The following is a 15,504-nucleotide window of genomic DNA, read 5'->3' as shown; positions in this document are numbered from 1 at the left end:
TCGCGATGATGGTTCGGCGCGTGTTTGGCGCAACGGCTTCGCTTTGCCTTTTTTCGGCGCTTCTTGGCGGAAGCGCATCGGCGGCGGACGCCTTCATGCCGCTCGGCGATCCGACCCTCCAGCCTTTCGGGCATCGCGACTTCTGCCTGCGCCTGCCGGCCGAGTGCTGGCCGCTTCCGGGCCTCCCCGCAGCGCCGGCCGTTCTCGACATGAAGCTGAAACTGCTCGTGGCGCAGGTCAACACGGACGTGAACTCCGAAGTCACCCCCGCCTCCGACCAGGCGACCTACGGCACCGAGGAGTTCTGGTCCTATCCCACCTCCGGGAAGGGCGACTGCGAGGACTACGCGCTGGAAAAGCGCCGCCGGCTGCACGAGGCCGGCGTGCCGCTCGGCGACCTCTTGATGACCGTCGTGCGCAAGCCCGACGGCACCGGCCACGCCGTGCTGACCCTACGCACCCAGTCCGGCGACTTCGTGCTCGACAATCTCGACTGGCGCGTGCGCCCCTGGGGCGAGGTCGGCTACCGCTTCATCAAGCGCCAGCAGGTGGAAAACCCCGGCCGCTGGGTCTCGATCGAGCGCGATTCCGAGCCGTTGGTCAGCGCGGTGGACAAATAGGGCGGAGGGGCCTGAGCCACCGCTTAGGCGGGCTGACGTATCCCGCGAAGGGCGTCCACGCTCGCCGCCGGGAGTTCCGAGACGGCCTTCAAGCTCGCTTCGATCCGCTCGACGATGGCGCTGCGCGGGCCCTCTCGCCAGTCCTCGCTGAGGTAGAACGCGTCCTGCGAATCCCGCAGGTGATCGAGGCTGCGATAGGCCCGGATCAGGACATAGGCGTCGGGGTCGTGCAGCGACTGGCCATAGGCGACGACATCCATGCCATGCCGGCGATGCAGCGGCACGCTGATCTCGTGCATGATCCGATCGAACTCGCGGCCCGTTCCCGGCTTCAAACGATAGAGCAGCGTTTCTATGAGGCGGGTCATGCGAGGCTTTCCATGGTGGGTCGATGCCTCGACATTTCGCCTCTCGGATAGGAGATGTCCACGAGCGCCGTCGCAGCCCTCATGCGTCAGGGCGAGGCGAGGACATAGCCTCCGCGATCGTTGCGGTCGCGGATCGCTCCCTCCTTGCCCAGCACATCGAACCACGCGCCGCCCCGCGGCTCGACCCGCACGCCATCGCCCGCGATGCGAAGCAAGGAGAGTTCGCCGTCCGGCGGCATCGGCAGCTGGATATAGGTGACTGCGTCCCCGTCGCCGATGCAGTTTGTTCTGGGGCGCTCGCGCAAGGTGGCGGCGAAGAAGGGGGTGCTTGAGGCGCCAAGGCGAAAGCGCTTCCACGTCACGAAAGGGGCTCGCTCTCCCGCTCGATCGAGGCAGCGATAGTCCGCCGTCTCGCGCAGGCTCACTGCACCCTCCTGCCGGCCGAGCAGCACGAAGGCCGCGAGCCCAGCTAGGGCGGCGAACCAGATCAGACATAAGGCGATGCCGTAGATGGGCCTCCGCGAAGCGCCGCCCGGCGCAGAGGCGGGGTGTGGGCCGGGCCAATGCGAATGGAAGCCGCGATAGACGCGAACGAGAGGCGGCTCGTCATCGCGGGAGTCGCGCATCTCGCCAGCCCTGCCTTTGCGCCTTAGCGCTCCTCGCCGCCGCCGCTGCCGCTGCCGTCGGCGGACGTGTCGGGTTCGTCGGCCGAGCCTGGGATGACGTAGGAGCCCGAGAGCCAGCGGTTGAGGTCCACCGCCTTGCAGCGCGGCGAGCAGAAGGGGAAGTCGGTCTGCGAGGAAGGGCGGCTGCATTCCGGGCACTTGCGGCGCGGGCGCAGCGGCGTCACCGACGCGCTCATGCCGGCAGGCCTGCGTCCAGCGGCGGCATCACGAAGCCCTCGCCCTGCAGAAGGGCCAGGGTCTCGTAGAGCGGCAGGCCGACGACGCCGGTATAGGAACCGATGAGCCGGACCACGAAGCCGCCGGCCAGCCCCTGGATGGCATAGCCTCCGGCCTTGCCCTGCCACTCGCCCGAGTCGATGTAGCGGCCGAGATCCTCGCGCGACAGGCGCTTGAAGCGCACCCGCGTTTCCGACAGCTTTTCGCGCACCCGGCCGTTGGGGGAAACGACGCAGACGCCGGTGAAGACGCGGTGTGTGCGGCCCGAGAGAAGGCGCAGGGACTCCACCGCCTCGGCCTCGATCTCGGCCTTGGGCAGAATCTGCCGGCCGACCGCGACCACCGTGTCGGCGCCGAGCGTGAAGCGGCCCTGCGTCTCGCCACGTCCCTTCAACGCATCGAAGGCCTTCAGGGCCTTGAGGCGCGCCAGACGCTTGGCGAGATGGCGGGGATGCTCGGATCGCTCGGGGGTCTCGTCCACGTCGGCCGGAAGGAGCCGCTCGGGCTCGATCCCCACCTGCTGGAGGAGTTCCAGACGGCGCGGCGAAGCGGACGCCAGAACGAGGGCGCTCGGCGGCTTCATCGCGGCCTGACCTTACTTGAAGCGGTAGGTGATACGGCCCTTCGACAGGTCGTAGGGCGTCATTTCCACGAGCACCTTGTCGCCGGTGAGCACGCGGATGCGGTTCTTTCGCATGCGACCCGCGGTGTGCGCGATGATCTCATGGTCGTTCTCGAGCTTGATGCGGAACGTCGCGTTCGGCAGGAGTTCGACGACGACTCCCGGAAACTCGAGAACTTCTTCTTTCGCCATGCGTCTTCTGACCTTCGGATAAGCGGGGCAGCGGGATCGGACCCCGCCCCTTTGAAAAAGGATACGGCCCGCCTTCGGCAGGTCTGATCGGTGAATTCGGCCCTAGATCGGTCTTCGGCCGGCAAAAAGCAAGCACTTCCGACGGACGCGGGCGTTGAAGAGCCGTCGCTCCGGCGCCCTTGAGGGCACGCGGAGCCGGGATCGTGGGCACCGTGATCGGGATCGCGGGCGCCGCGATCGGGATCAGGACGAGATGCGCTCGACCTCGGCACCGCAGGCGCCGAGCTTTTCCTCCAGCCGCTCGAAGCCCCGGTCGAGATGGTAGACGCGGTTCACCGTGGTCTCGCCCTCGGCTGCCAGACCGCCGATGACCAGCGAGACGGAGGCGCGAAGGTCGGTCGCCATGACGGGCGCGCCGGCGAGGCGCGGCACGCCCTCGATGCGCGCCATCTGGCCCGACAGCGAGATCTTGGCGCCGAGCCGCGCCAACTCCTGCACGTGCATGAAGCGGTTCTCGAAGATCGTCTCGGTGATGTGCGACACGCCGTCGGCGCGCGTCATCAGCGCCATGAACTGCGCCTGGAGATCGGTCGGGAAGCCGGGGAACGGGTCGGTCACCACGTCCACCGGGCGGATGCCGTTGCCGTTGCGCCGGATGCGGATGCCGTTCGGAACGTCGGTGATCTCGGCGCCCGCGTCGCCCAGCGCGGTCAGCGCGGTGCGCAGCAGGTCGCCATGCGTGCCCTCCAGCGTCACGTCGCCGCCGGTCATGGCGACCGCCATGGCATAGGTGCCGGTCTCGATCCGGTCGGGCAGGACGCGGTGGCGCGCGCCCGACAGAGCCTCGACGCCCTCGATCGTGATGGTCGACGTGCCGGCGCCGGAAATGCGCGCGCCCATGGCGTTCAGGCAGGCAGCGAGGTCCTGAACCTCGGGCTCGCGCGCGGCGTTTTCCAGGATCGTCTCGCCCTTGGCGAGCGAGGCCGCCATCATCAGGACGTGCGTCGCGCCGACCGAGACCTTGGGGAAGGTGAAGCGCGTGCCGATCAGGCCCTTGGGCGCCTCGGCGATGACATAGCCCGCGTCGATCTCGATCTGGGCGCCGAGCGCGCGCAGGCCGTCGATGAAGAGGTCCACCGGCCGCGTGCCGATGGCGCAGCCGCCCGGCAGCGAAACGCGGGCGCGGCGCATGCGCGCCAGAAGCGGCCCGATCACCCAGAAGCTGGCGCGCATCTTGGAGACGAGCTCGTAGGGCGCGGTGGTGTCGACGATGGTGCGGGCGTTGAAATGGATGGTGCGGCCCGAGCCCACGGTCGTCGCGAGGCGCTTGCCCGACACGGAATAGTCGACGCCGTGATTGCCGAGAATGCGGATCAGCTGTTCGACGTCGGCCAGATGCGGCACGTTCTCCAGCGTCAGCGTGTCGTCCGTCAGAAGTGAGGCGATCATCAGCGGCAGGGCGGCGTTCTTGGCGCCCGAAATCGCGATCGTGCCGTTGAGGGCGTTGCCGCCGCGAATGCGAATCCGATCCATGAAAAGCCCTTCGAACCGATGTGACGACGCGCCGGCAAGCCGACGGGCGGTCGAAGGCCGCTGCTCTACACGAGCCGACCTCGCGGGGCAAATCCGTCAGCCTGCTTTGCGATTCGCCCCCGCGCCCCCGCCGCAAGAGCCTTTCGCAGCGCACCACGCTCTTTTGAAGGCGAAGGTCAGTGCCCGCGCAGAACCACGTCGAGGCCGAAAAGGATCATGGCGGCGATGGCGATCTTCCAGAAATCGCCGCGCCTGCGCAGGCCCGGCAGGCCGAGCGGGCGCCAGATGTGGAAGGCCATCACCAGGATCACGAGAAAGGAAAAGAGCTTGTTCATGCGCGCAGACGGGGCCTCCGGCGCCCTCTCTAGAGCCTGTCCGGTGAATTCAGGTCACCGGACAGGCTCTAGCTCTTCGATTTGGCGCATTGTCCGACGGCAAAGCGTGTCCGCCTTGCCTGGAAATGCTCTAGCTCGAAAACCTAGCTTCGTCGCCACGCTCCCAAGCGAAAGGCCCGGACGCATGGCGTCCGGGCCTTCGAGAGCCAAGCTTATGCGACGGGCGATCAGCCCATCTTGGCGGGCTTCATCTTGGGCATGAGCACGGAGCCGATCACGTGCACCACGCCGTTGGACTGCTTGACGTCGGCGGTCTGGATGGTCGCGGCCTTGCCGGTGCGGTCGATCACGACGAGCTTCTTGCCCATCATCTTCACCGTCAGCGGCTCGCCCTCGACGGTCTTGAGATGCACCTCGCCCTTGTTGCGGCGGGCCTCGCGCATCAGGCGCTCGGCCGAATAGTCGCCGGCGACCACGTGGTAGGTCAGGATCTTGGTGAGGGTCGGCTTGTTCTCCGGCTTCACCAGCGTTTCCACGGTGCCCTTGGGCAGCTTGGCGAAGGCGGCGTCGGTGGGGGCGAAGACGGTGAAGGGGCCCTTGGAGGCCAGCGTATCGACGAGGCCGGCGGCCTTCACGGCGGCGACCAGCGTGGTGAGGTTCGGCGCCTCGGGGGCGTTCTGGGCGATGGTCTTGTTGGCATACATCGGCGCGCCGCCGACCATGACGGGCGACTGGGCGAAGGCCGCGCCCGAGGCAGCGAGCGAACCGGCGACGAGAAGGGCGGCGAAGGACTGGCGAAGCATGGGACTCTCCCTGGGTGGCTCCCACCACGGCTGGGCGGGTCGGGATCAGCTACGAGCGGCCGGGGGCCGGCGGATGCAGGGGGGTCGCAAATAAATTTTAAGGGAGGTTTGCGGCGCCGGGGCGGATCGCGGCGGCGTGGCCCGAACGCAGGGTCGAGGGGCACGAGAAGAGGATCAGCCCATCGGAGAGCCGGCAGCAGACAATTATAGCGGCGGCAGGGCTGTAGCCGGGAAGCGCACCGCCATCAGCTACGAGTTTCGCCGGACCGTACGTCTGAGCGGTCAAAGGGTCCGGGTCCACCTCAGACCAAAGGCGGGCGCCGGGCGGCCCATTAGCGGGCCTGCGCGCCAGCGCGTTCCTTACCGATTGATCGCGGGCAGCGGCGAGATCCAGGCGGCCCGGCGCCGGAGTCTTGGCCTGGAGTGCCTGATGAAACCTCCAGAGAGGAGGATCAATGGACTTTTCTTTTGGGACGCGGATCGGTGCGCAGGCGATGCGGACGGCTGGGGCAAGCATTCGCGGCATAGTCGACGGCGAAAGGACCCGGTTAGCCTACCCCATGGCCTTGCAAGGTGGCCTCAGAGACTGTTCGACAACGCAGCGAGCAAACCTGCCGGACGATGGCCCGATAGGCCCAGCGACCAGCTTGGATGGCGAGTTGGCGAGGATTGGAGGCGGCCCATACGGATGAGCGAATCCCCGCAGTGCTGGTGCAGCTTTGTCTTCGTCGCGCGGCACGGCTCGCCGTAGAGCGGCGTCGCCAAAACCCCGGCCCGACCGAGTTGCCGAGCCGTCCCTCAGATCGAGCGCAGCGCGCCGGTGCCGAGCACCGGGCCAGTCGGCTGGCCCGTGGGCGAGCCGCCCACCGGCTCGGCCGAGATGGCGAGCATGGCCCCGCCGGGCTTCATCATGTCCTCCGCCATGCCGGGCCGGCGCAGCGCGATGCGCAAGGGGCGGGCGGGGTCGAGAAGGCCGAGCGAGATCGGCACGCCGCCTTCGGGAATGATCCAGAGTTCGGGCACGCGCCCTTCCGGCATGGGCATGGCGCCGGGCATGAGCATGGCATGGCCGCCCACCGGATCGAGAACGGCGGTGAGCAGCGCCGCACCGTCTGAGGTGGAGACGGAGGCCATCATGGCGGGCGCCGGCGGGGCGGCGGGATTGGAGACCAGCACCACGACCGAGGCGAGGCTCGCGGCGAGAAGGCCGGTGGAGCCGAGCGCCAGCCAGCGCCAGACCGCCGACACGCGTCGGCCGACATCCAGCGCCGGCGAGGCGGCGGCAGGCCTTGGCTTGGGCAGTTCGCGCTCGATTGCTGCCCAGAGGCTGGCGGGCGGCGATTCCGGGCGCACGGCCTCGGCCAGCGGCGCGAGGCGCGCTTCCCACTCGCCGATCTCGGCGGCGAAACCGGGGTCCTGCCGGGCGCGCCGCTCGGCCAGGAGGCGCTCGCGCTGCGGCAGGACGCCCAGCGCGTAGTCCGCCGCCAGCCAGCCCTCGCCTTCGGGATCGGCAATGCCACTCATTCGCTGAGGCATCCTTTCAAACGGATCAGGCCACGCCTGATCGTGCTCTTCATCGTGCCGAGCGGAATCCCCGCCTGGCAAGCCAGATCGTCATAGGTGCGCCCGCCGAAGAAGGCGCCGAGAATGGCGCCGCGCGTGCGCTCTTCCAACTGCTCGAGGCAGGCGCGCAGGCGCGCCGTCTCGTCCGAGGCTTCCAGCCGCGCCAGCGCGTCGGGCGTGTCGTCGGCCACCTCGTCCGCCGCCTCCAGCCCGCTTCGCCCCGCCCGAGCGGGGCCGAGCGCCCGCAGGCGGTCGATGGCGCGGTTGCGGGCGATCGTGGCGAGCCAGGTGATTGGGCTCGCCCGTTCCGGCTCGAACCGCCCCGCCCTGTTCCAGACCGTAAGATAGACCTCCTGCAACACGTCCTCGGCTTCCACCCTGTCGCTCAAGATACGCAGGCAGATGCCGAAAAGCTTCGCGGCCGTGAGGTCGTAGACGTCGCGCAGCGCGGCCCGGTCCCCCTCCGCCACGGCAAGGAGGCGGCGGGCGAGATGGTCGCGCGGCGTGTTCGGGCTCGTTCGTGGCGGCATCCGTCTCCTCCCGGCGGCGCGCGCACGGGAACAGGCCCGGCGCCGGCTTGTCAACCGCCGGGTGCAACCTGTGGGAACCGGGGTGCCCCGAGCCGGCTTGTCTCGGCAAGGGCCGCCCCCGTTCGAAGAGGCGCCCGCTCAAGGGAGAACCAACCATGTCCGCCACCGACCGCATCCGCATCGAGCGCGAACCGCGCGCCGTCCAGGTCCTGTTCCACGACGCGGTGATCGCCTCCACCAAGGACGCTCTGAAGCTGATCGAGGCCGGGCACGAGCCCGTCTACTACATCCCGCGCGACCATGCCGAGATGGCCTTTCTCCAGGAAAGCGACAAGCGCACGACCTGCCCCTACAAGGGCGAGGCGCGCTACTGGTCGATCTCGGCCGAAGGCTACGGCGCCGAGAACGCCGTGTGGAGCTACGACCAGCCCAAGGAGGCGGCCCGCGCCATCGCCGGCCATCTCGCCTTCTATCCCGACAAGGTGCGCATCGCGGTGGCCGAGGATCGCTGAAGGTCCGCTCCTATAGTGGCGGTGGAGGTTCCGCGAGGGACTGCCCGCCGCGTGCCGTCCGCGAGAGGGGCTTGGCGCGACGAGATCGACAGACCGATTTTTCTCGCGAACACCGGGAGACGATTTGTCGCAGTGCAGCGCGAATGGCGAAGCCAGCGCGGGAACGCAAAGGCCGGTCGCTTGTTTGTTGCCGCGAGGGACGTTTCAAGGACGACATAACATGCGCAAGATCATTCTCGCTTCCGCCGCGCTCGCGCTTCTGGCCGGCCCGGCCCTGGCCCAGACCACGGTCGTCACCACGACCGAACCCAAGAGCAATGGTGAACGCGCAGCCGGTACCTTGGCCGGAACGGGCGCCGGTGCCGTGGCCGGCGCACTGGTCGGCGGACCGGTGGGCGCCGTGGTCGGCGGCGTGGCCGGCACGGTGATCGGCGGCGCGGCCTCGGCCCCTGACGACGTGCAGCAATATGTCGTGGCCAACCCGGTCAATCCGGTCGTGGTCGAGGGCGAGGTCAAGAACGGCTATGTCGTGCCCGACACCGTGGTACTGACCCCCGTCCCGTCCAACCCGGACTATGTCTATTTCTACAACAAGGACCGGCCGGTGATCGTCTCCAAGGCCGATCGCCGCGTCGTCACCTATGTCGAGCGCTAAGCGCTCGAACCCGACGTGCCGTCTGAGCGCGGCATAAAACACGGGCCGCCTCCTTCGCTTGCGAAGGGCGCGGCCCGCACTCGTTCCGCTCCCTTGGCCGTTAGCGGTCGCTGTGGCCGAGGCTGCGCTCGGGGTCGAGGCGATCACGCACCCGCTGCTTGAGAACCTTGGCCTCGGGAAAGCCGCCCTCGGCCTTGCGCTCCCAGATCACCTCGTCCTCGTAGCGGATCTCGAAGACGCCGCCCGTGCCCGGCACGAGCGCGACCTCGCCGAGGTCCGGCCCGAAGGTCGACAGAAGCTCCTGCGCCAGCCAGGCCGAGCGCAGAAGCCATTGGCACTGCGTGCAATAGCGGATCGAAATGCGGGGAGCGGCGGCAGGGGAAGGGGCGTCGGACATGGCAGGCATCCTTCGAACGGCGGATCGGCTGGGGTGTTTTGCCGAGCCGTGTGGCATCGCGTCAACGGTGCGTTCACCGAATGCATGCTTTGATACATTGCTCACTAGAAGCACCCTATCCATATTGTTTGTATGACCGAGGCCGACCCCGCTCTCAAAGCCGCCTTTGCCGAAACGCTGATGAAGACGGCGCGCAAGCTACGCACGCGCTTCAACGCACGGGTGGTCGCGCGCGGCCTGACCTACCCCCGCGCCCGGGCGCTGGCCGCGCTCAGCCGGCAGACCATGACGCAGCGCGAGCTGGCCGAGGATCTGGAGCTGGAAGGGCCGACCGTGGTTCGGCTTCTCGACGGGATGGAGGCGCTGGGGCTCCTGCGCCGGCTCCCCGTCGAGGGGGACCGGCGCGTCAAGCGCGTCGAGTTGACCGAGCACGGCCAGAAGACCGCCGCGATCGTCGCCGGCATCGCGCAGGAGCTGTGCGATGCCGTGCTGGCCGGCGTGCCGGCCACCGAGGCCGAGGATACGCTTCGGGTGCTCGCCCTCGTTTCCGAAGCCATCGACCGGGATCGCGCCCATGCTGGATGAAACCGTGCGCGGCACCGCCCCGGCCGAGCCCGTCGAAAAGGCCACCGCCTCGATCGGCGGTCCGGCGCCGCAGGATGTGCGCCCCGACGGCGAGCCCGCCCAGCCCGCGCCGCGCCGGCGCGGCGCGCCCATGCCCGCCCCCGCGCCCTATGTGCGCAAGACCCCGCAGATGGCGGCGCTCTACATCCTGGCCTCGACGCTGATCGCGGCGACGCAGGGGCTGGGGCTCAACCTCATCACCGCCAATCTCTACCAGCTTCAAGGCCCGCTCGGCGCCACCGTGAACGAGACGGTCTGGCTGAGCGCGGCCTACCTCGCGCCCAATGTCAGCCTGACGCTGCTTCTCACCAAGATGCGCGCGCAGTTCGGCCTGCGAAATTTTGCCGAATGGGCGATCGCCGGCTTCGTCACGGTGACGCTGCTGCATCTCTTCGTGGACGATCTCCAGTCGGCGCTGGTGGTGCGCTTCTTCGCGGGCGCGGCGGCCTCGCCCATGTCCTCGCTCGCCTTTCTCTACATGCTGGAGAGCTTTCCGCCCGAGAAGAAGCTCTCGATCGGCATGAGTCTGGCCCTCACCAACACCGCCATCGCGCCCACCCTGGCGCGCCTCATCTCGCCGGGCCTGCTCGACATCGACGACTGGAACGGGCTCTTCATGCTGGAAACGGCGCTCGCGCTGATGAGCTTCTGCGCCATCCGCCTCCTGCCGCTGAACTCGCCGCCCAAGACGCCGGTGATCGAGCGGCTCGATCTCGTGTCCTACGTCTTCATCGCGCTGGGCCTCGGCTCCATCGCCGTCGCGGTCACGCTCGGCCCCTTCGATTGGTGGCTGGAGGCGCCCTGGATCGGCTGGACGCTGGCCGGGGGCTTCGCCAGCCTGACGGTGGCCGCCGTGATCGAGCTGAACCGCACCAATCCGCTGATCGACATCCGCTGGATCACCTCCAAGGAAATCCTGCACTTTGCCGGCGTGCTTCTCCTGTTCCGGCTGCTCCTGTCGGAGCAGACCAGCGGCGCGTCGGGCTTCTTCCAGGTGCTGGGCCTGCGCAACGAGCAGATGGTGGTGCTCTATCTCGTGATGCTGGCCTCGGGCGTCACGGCGGGTCTTGTCTGCGCCTCGATCCTCAAGCCCGGTCGCGCGCCGTATATTCATATCGTGGCGCTTCTGTTCCTGATGACGGGCGCCTTGATGGATTCGCAGGCGACCTCGCTGACGCGGCCCGAGCAGATGTATCTGAGCCAAGGCCTCATCTCGGCGGCGGGTGTCCTGTTCCTGCCCCCCGCCATGGCGCAGGGTTTCGCCTCGGCGATGAAGAAGGGGATGAACTACATCCTCTCCTTCCTCATCATCTTCCTGACCACGCAGGCGACCGGCGGCGCCATTGGCGCGGCCCTGTTCCGCACCTTCGTCACCATCCGCGAGAAGTTCCACTCGAACCAGATCGTGGAAAACATCACCCTGGCCGATCCGATCGTGGCCGCGCGCATCGCCGCCCTCGGCAACAGCTATCGCTCGACGCTTGCCGACCCCGCGCTTCGTCAGGCCGAAGGGCTGGTGCTGCTCGGCACCCAGGCGACGCGCGAAGCCAATATCCTGGCCTATAACGACGCATTCCTGCTGACGGCGGTTCTGGCCGCCGTGGGCCTCGGCTTCCTTCTTCTTCACCTCGCCTTCGACCGGCTGCGCGCCCGCATCGCGCCCGCGCCGGCCGAAGGCTGACCAACGCTCCGGTTCGTGTCCATGCGCATCTTCCGCTCACTCGGCACCTATGTCGCCCTGTTCGTCGGCGCCGCCGGCGTTCTGCTCGCGCTCTACGCCTGGCGCCTGCCGCCCTTCGCCAGCAGCGTCGAGCGAACCAACGACGCCTATGTCCGAGGTCAGGTGACGACGATCGCGCCGCAGCTCGCCGGCATCGTCGCCGAGGTCGCGGTGCAGGATTACGAGAGCGTCGCGGAAGGGCAGCTGATCGCCCGGATCGACGACCGCATCTTCGCCCAGCGCGTGGCGCAGGCGCGGGCCAGTCTCGCCGGCCAGAAGGCGGCGCTCGCCAATTCCCAGCAGCAGCGCCGCTCCAGCGTCGCCAAGATCGCCGCCAACGAAGCGGCGGTGAAGAGCGCCGAATCCGCCTTCGAGACCGCCGCCGCCAATCTCGCCCGCATCCAGCCGCTGGCGCGCCAGGGCTACGTGCCGGGCAGCGATCTCGACGTCGCCACGCGCCAGAACAACCAGGCCTCTGCCGCGCTCGACCAGGCCAAGGCGCAGCTCGAGGTCTCGCGCCAGGACCTGCAGACCGTGATCGTCAATCGTCAGACGCTGGAAGCGGCGGTGGACAACGCGGAAGCTGCGGTCAATCTCGCCGAGATCGATCTTGCCAACACGCGCATCCTCGCCCCCAAGGCGGGCCATCTCGGCGAGGTCGGCGTCAAGCTTGGCCAGTATGTGCAGGCGGGCACGCAGCTCACCAGCCTCGTGCCAGACGTCGCCTGGGTGGTCGCCAACTTCAAGGAAACCCAGCTCGCCGGAATGCAGGTCGGTCAGCCCGTCCGCTTTCTGGTGGACGCGTTCGGCGGCCTGGAGATGACCGGGCATATCGAGCGCTTCGCCCCGGCCACCGGCTCGGAATTTTCCGTGCTGCGCCCCGACAACGCCACCGGCAACTTCACCAAGGTCGCCCAGCGCGTGCCCGTGCGCATCCGCATCGACCCCGGCCAGCCGCATATGGCAGACCTCGCGCCCGGCCTCTCGGTCGTCGTGCTGGTGGACACGGCGTCGGCGCCCGATGCGGCAGCCGTGGCGGCGCGCTGAAAATCGGGGACACGGAATCGGGGGCAAAGCCGGCAAAAACCGGCTTCCCCCGCATTGTCGCGATTCGCTCCGACATTCTTTAATCGCCTAACCTTATCTCCTCTCGCCAAGGCGGGTCGCATGCTTGGGCTTTCCCTTCGGCTATTGAGGGGAAGGGCCACCGCCGACATTCGTCCACACGATGCAGGCGGGACATGAGGCGGGCAAGGGAGGTGACGAACGCCCGACGTCAGGTCACGCCTCGGCCATGAGGCAGGCAGTTCCATGCAAGTCACCATCAAGACGAAACTTCTCCTTTCCTTTGGAAGCGTCCTGCTTCTCCTGGGGGCCGCCGGCTATTGCGGCGTCACGAGCCTTGCCAAGAGCAACGAGAGCATGGCGACCTTCGCGGCCCAGCCCGTCGAACAGCTTCACAACATCCAGGCCCTGGAAACCAAGGTCATGGCCACGCGCCGGCTGATCCTGGCCATGCTCGTCTATCCCGACGAGAAGAAGCAGGCCGCCATGCTCCAGGACTACGAGCGGACCTGGCAAGGCATCGACGCGGATCTCGCCCGCTATCTCACCGCCTTGCCCGCCGACCGGAAAGGCGAAGCGGCCGAACTGACACCGGCGATCGAGACCTATCGCGAAACGGCCGGCAAAGGGCTCGCCATGGTGGTGGCGAGCGACAAGAATCCGATCGAGACGGCGATCACGCAGACCGCGCCCATGGCGGATGCGCTGGCCGCGCGAATCGGCGCGCTGGCGGCCCGCCTTCCCGACAGTGCCGCTCCGGCGCGCCTGGCCGAGGCCTCCTCCGACGCGCGGCTTGCCGTGATATCAGCCTTCGGCCTGGACGAACCCGCGACCCGCGCGCGCGCCAACGACGCGCTGAACGCCGCCGACGGGGAGTTCCGCGCCGCCCTCGCTTCGCTGGCGGCGAACCCGGCCTTGTCGCCCTCCGAGCTCTCGCCCCTGGCGGACGGCTGGTCGGCGCTGTTCGCCGCGCAGCGCGGGGAGATGGACAAGGCTTTGAAGGACGAGAGCGAGGCGACGCTCGACTATCTGAACGGCACGGTGATTCCCAAGGCCAAGATCGTGTCCGACCTCGTCAACGCCCGTGTGGACAGCGCGCTTCGCCTCACCGGGCACTATGTCGAGGAGGCGAACGGACGCTACGATGCGATGCGCTCCACGCTTCTGGCGCTGATCGGCGGCGCGATCCTGATCGGGGCGGCCGCCGCCCTGTGGATCGCCTTCTCGATCTCGAGGGCACTGTCGCGCTCCGTCGCCTTCGCGCGGCTGATCGGTGAAGGCGACCTGTCGCAGACCGTCGAGATCCGCAGCCGCGACGAGATCGGCGATCTCCAGCACACGATGAACGAGATGACGCGCAAGCTGCGCGAGATCGTGACCGGCATGCGCCAATCCTCCACCGAGGTGGCATCCGGCTCGCGCCAGTCTTCCCAGGCCGCCGAGCTCCTGAGCCAAGGCGCGTCGGAGCAGGCCGCCGCCACCGAGCAGGCCTCGGCCGCGATGGAGGAGATGGTCGCCAATATCCGCCAGACCGCCGACAACATTCGCGAGACCGAGACCGTGGCGACCGAGGCCAGCACCAACGCCGAGCGCAGCCGCAAGGCGGTGGCCGACTCCGTCGAGGCCATGCGCGAGATCGCCCAGAAGATCACGCAGGTCGAGGAGATCGCCCGGCAGACCGACCTTCTCGCCCTCAACGCCGCGATCGAGGCGGCGCGCGCGGGATCGCACGGCAAGGGCTTCGCGGTGGTCGCGTCCGAGGTGCGCAAGCTCGCCGAGCGGGCCGGGCATGTGGCGGGCGAGATCGGCCAATTGTCCAGCGCCACGCTGTCGGTCTCGCAGGAAGCCGGGCAGAGGCTGGGCGAGCTCGTGCCGGGCATCCACAAGACGGCCGAGCTGGTGGGCGAGATTTCGGTCGCCTGCCAGGAGCAGCATCTGGGCGCGCAGCAGATCAACCAGGCGATCCAGCAGCTGGAGCAGGTCACGCAGCAGAATGCCGGGGCGGCCCATGAGATGAGCGGCACCGCCGAGCAGCTTCTGGCCGAATCGCGCCAGTTGGACGAGCGCTCGGCCTTCTTCCGTCTGGAAACGGCGGAAGGCGACGAGACTGAACAGGCCCGGTCCGGCACCGTTCTGCGCGTGCTCCCCGGCGGCGCGGCGCCCGAGGCGCGGCACTCCGGCAAGGCCGGCGGCGCGGCACCTCGCGAAGACGCGGACGGCTTTCACCGCCTCAGCGCCTAAGGCAGGGGCGCCGCCTGTCCTCAAAGCATGTCTTCGGGGGAGCGAAGCGGCAAACCGCTTCGCTCCCTTTGCTTTTGAACCCGGGCAAAACCTGTCGGACTCAGGTCCCCCGTAGTGCCCGACGAGACATCGCAGGGTCGGCTTGGACGAGCGCTCGGCCTTCTTCCGTCAGGAAACGGCGGAGGGCGGGCAAGGCGAACAGGCGCGGCTCGGCACCGTTCCGCGTGTGCTCCCTGGCGGCGCGGCGGCGCCCAAGGCCCGGCTCTCAGGCAAGGCCAGTGGCGCGGCGCCTCGCGAAGAGGCGGACGGCTTCCGCCGCCTCAGCGCCTGAGGCACGGGCACCGCCTGTCCTCAAGCATTTCTCGGAGGGAGCAAAGTGGTCGCCGCTTCGCTCCCTTTATTTTCGAGCGCATGACAAAATCTTCGGGCAGAGGATGCCGAGGCTTTTCCCGTTCCTCGTCAGCGAACGAAGCGCAAGGGATGCGAGGGGGTAGGGCCAAGCCTCCGCGACGAAGTCCACGGTGGAAAGACCCGACCAGCCGACCCCACGAGGTTCTTGTTGGGTGCTCCTGGAACCTGGGATGAAACCTGCCGTGGTCAGCCCGCCAGTCTTTCATCCGCTCGCCTCGCGGCGAAGGCCGAGCCATGCGCCCTCGCATCCCTCACGCTTCGCTCCTTGCCCCAGCGAAAATCCCGCGCCCCTTCTCCGTCCGCGGGTTCTGTCCCAAATTCCCCGACAGTCCCGCATGTAACCTCCGCTCCTACCCGCCCTCGCCGCCGCCCCTTGAACGGGCGGGCGGGTGCGGCTAGGAGAAACCTGAT

The 15,504-nt window shown here is 68.3% G+C and carries 19 protein-coding genes; 8 read left to right on the top strand and 11 right to left on the bottom strand.

Annotated features, from left to right (window positions below):
* The first annotated feature begins 95 nt into the window (after nucleotides 1-95).
* Nucleotides 96-620 carry a transglutaminase-like cysteine peptidase gene (locus tag M673_RS02755; RefSeq protein WP_244493266.1) on the top strand — a complete coding sequence of 175 codons (525 nt, stop codon included), beginning with the start codon at nucleotides 96-98 and terminating at the stop codon, nucleotides 618-620.
* Between the two features lie 23 nt (nucleotides 621-643).
* Here M673_RS02755 and M673_RS02750 read toward each other — a convergent pair whose 3' ends face one another.
* The 10 genes from M673_RS02750 to M673_RS02710 all read right to left on the bottom strand — a co-directional run bounded on the left by M673_RS02750 (nucleotide 644) and on the right by M673_RS02710 (nucleotide 7,468).
* Nucleotides 644-988 carry an NIPSNAP family protein gene (locus M673_RS02750; RefSeq protein WP_061973398.1) on the bottom strand — a complete coding sequence of 115 codons (345 nt, stop codon included), beginning with the start codon at nucleotides 986-988 and terminating at the stop codon, nucleotides 644-646.
* Nucleotides 989-1,074: 86 nt separating this feature from the next.
* Nucleotides 1,075-1,614, bottom strand: coding sequence for a hypothetical protein (locus tag M673_RS02745; RefSeq protein ID WP_061973396.1), 540 nt, complete (start codon nucleotides 1,612-1,614; stop codon nucleotides 1,075-1,077).
* Nucleotides 1,615-1,637: 23 nt separating this feature from the next.
* Nucleotides 1,638-1,850 carry a DNA gyrase inhibitor YacG gene (gene yacG, locus M673_RS02740; RefSeq protein ID WP_061973395.1) on the bottom strand — a complete coding sequence of 71 codons (213 nt, stop codon included), beginning with the start codon at nucleotides 1,848-1,850 and terminating at the stop codon, nucleotides 1,638-1,640.
* The gene (locus tag M673_RS02735; protein ID WP_061973393.1) at nucleotides 1,847-2,473 is read right to left on the bottom strand and encodes a Maf family nucleotide pyrophosphatase; all 627 of its coding nucleotides are present in this window, start codon (nucleotides 2,471-2,473) and stop codon (nucleotides 1,847-1,849) included. The genes yacG and M673_RS02735 overlap by 4 nt, the downstream gene beginning before the upstream one ends.
* A gap of 12 nt (nucleotides 2,474-2,485) precedes the next feature.
* Entirely contained in the window at nucleotides 2,486-2,704 is a 219-nt protein-coding gene (gene infA / locus M673_RS02730; RefSeq protein WP_061973391.1) for a translation initiation factor IF-1, read from the bottom strand.
* Between the two features lie 243 nt (nucleotides 2,705-2,947).
* Entirely contained in the window at nucleotides 2,948-4,237 is a 1,290-nt protein-coding gene (gene murA, locus M673_RS02725) for a UDP-N-acetylglucosamine 1-carboxyvinyltransferase (RefSeq protein ID WP_061973389.1), read from the bottom strand.
* 176 nt (nucleotides 4,238-4,413) lie between these two features.
* The gene (locus M673_RS24490) at nucleotides 4,414-4,572 is read right to left on the bottom strand and encodes a hypothetical protein (protein ID WP_187301288.1); all 159 of its coding nucleotides are present in this window, start codon (nucleotides 4,570-4,572) and stop codon (nucleotides 4,414-4,416) included.
* A gap of 227 nt (nucleotides 4,573-4,799) precedes the next feature.
* Nucleotides 4,800-5,375 carry a fasciclin domain-containing protein gene (locus M673_RS02720; protein WP_061973387.1) on the bottom strand — a complete coding sequence of 192 codons (576 nt, stop codon included), beginning with the start codon at nucleotides 5,373-5,375 and terminating at the stop codon, nucleotides 4,800-4,802.
* Between the two features lie 798 nt (nucleotides 5,376-6,173).
* A complete protein-coding gene (locus M673_RS02715; RefSeq protein ID WP_061973386.1) occupies nucleotides 6,174-6,899 on the bottom strand; it encodes an anti-sigma factor in 726 nt (241 codons plus the stop codon).
* Nucleotides 6,896-7,468, bottom strand: coding sequence for a sigma-70 family RNA polymerase sigma factor (locus tag M673_RS02710; RefSeq protein WP_061973384.1), 573 nt, complete (start codon nucleotides 7,466-7,468; stop codon nucleotides 6,896-6,898). Before M673_RS02710 ends, M673_RS02715 begins: the two co-directional genes overlap by 4 nt.
* Nucleotides 7,469-7,623: 155 nt before the next feature.
* Between M673_RS02710 and M673_RS02705 the strand changes: the two genes are divergently transcribed.
* The gene (locus M673_RS02705) at nucleotides 7,624-7,980 is read left to right on the top strand and encodes a DUF427 domain-containing protein (protein WP_061973383.1); all 357 of its coding nucleotides are present in this window, start codon (nucleotides 7,624-7,626) and stop codon (nucleotides 7,978-7,980) included.
* 220 nt (nucleotides 7,981-8,200) lie between these two features.
* Complete coding sequence (locus M673_RS02700) at nucleotides 8,201-8,635, top strand: DUF1236 domain-containing protein (protein ID WP_061973381.1); 435 nt, start codon at nucleotides 8,201-8,203, stop codon at nucleotides 8,633-8,635.
* 100 nt (nucleotides 8,636-8,735) lie between these two features.
* Here the strand turns inward: M673_RS02700 and M673_RS02695 are convergent, their stop codons facing one another.
* Nucleotides 8,736-9,032 (bottom strand): SelT/SelW/SelH family protein, encoded by a 297-nt coding sequence (locus M673_RS02695; protein ID WP_061973379.1) that lies wholly within the window; start codon nucleotides 9,030-9,032, stop codon nucleotides 8,736-8,738.
* A gap of 132 nt (nucleotides 9,033-9,164) precedes the next feature.
* Between M673_RS02695 and M673_RS02690 the strand changes: the two genes are divergently transcribed.
* From M673_RS02690 to M673_RS02670, 5 genes are all read left to right on the top strand, one after another.
* Nucleotides 9,165-9,617 carry a MarR family winged helix-turn-helix transcriptional regulator gene (locus tag M673_RS02690; protein ID WP_061973378.1) on the top strand — a complete coding sequence of 151 codons (453 nt, stop codon included), beginning with the start codon at nucleotides 9,165-9,167 and terminating at the stop codon, nucleotides 9,615-9,617.
* 130 nt (nucleotides 9,618-9,747) lie between these two features.
* Nucleotides 9,748-11,337 (top strand): MFS transporter, encoded by a 1,590-nt coding sequence (locus M673_RS02685; protein WP_061977607.1) that lies wholly within the window; start codon nucleotides 9,748-9,750, stop codon nucleotides 11,335-11,337.
* Nucleotides 11,338-11,358: 21 nt separating this feature from the next.
* Entirely contained in the window at nucleotides 11,359-12,423 is a 1,065-nt protein-coding gene (locus M673_RS02680) for an HlyD family secretion protein (protein WP_061973376.1), read from the top strand.
* Between the two features lie 264 nt (nucleotides 12,424-12,687).
* Nucleotides 12,688-14,682, top strand: coding sequence for a HAMP domain-containing methyl-accepting chemotaxis protein (locus M673_RS02675; protein ID WP_061973375.1), 1,995 nt, complete (start codon nucleotides 12,688-12,690; stop codon nucleotides 14,680-14,682).
* A 142-nt stretch (nucleotides 14,683-14,824) separates the two neighbouring features.
* A complete protein-coding gene (locus M673_RS02670; RefSeq protein ID WP_061973373.1) occupies nucleotides 14,825-15,013 on the top strand; it encodes a hypothetical protein in 189 nt (62 codons plus the stop codon).
* The last annotated feature ends 491 nt before the right edge of the window (nucleotides 15,014-15,504 follow it).

It is taken from the genome of Aureimonas sp. AU20 (assembly GCF_001442755.1).
Lineage (GTDB): Bacteria > Pseudomonadota > Alphaproteobacteria > Rhizobiales > Rhizobiaceae > Aureimonas.
The sequence above is the reverse complement of the archived record's forward strand: the minus strand, read 5'-3'. Positions and strand labels throughout refer to the sequence as shown.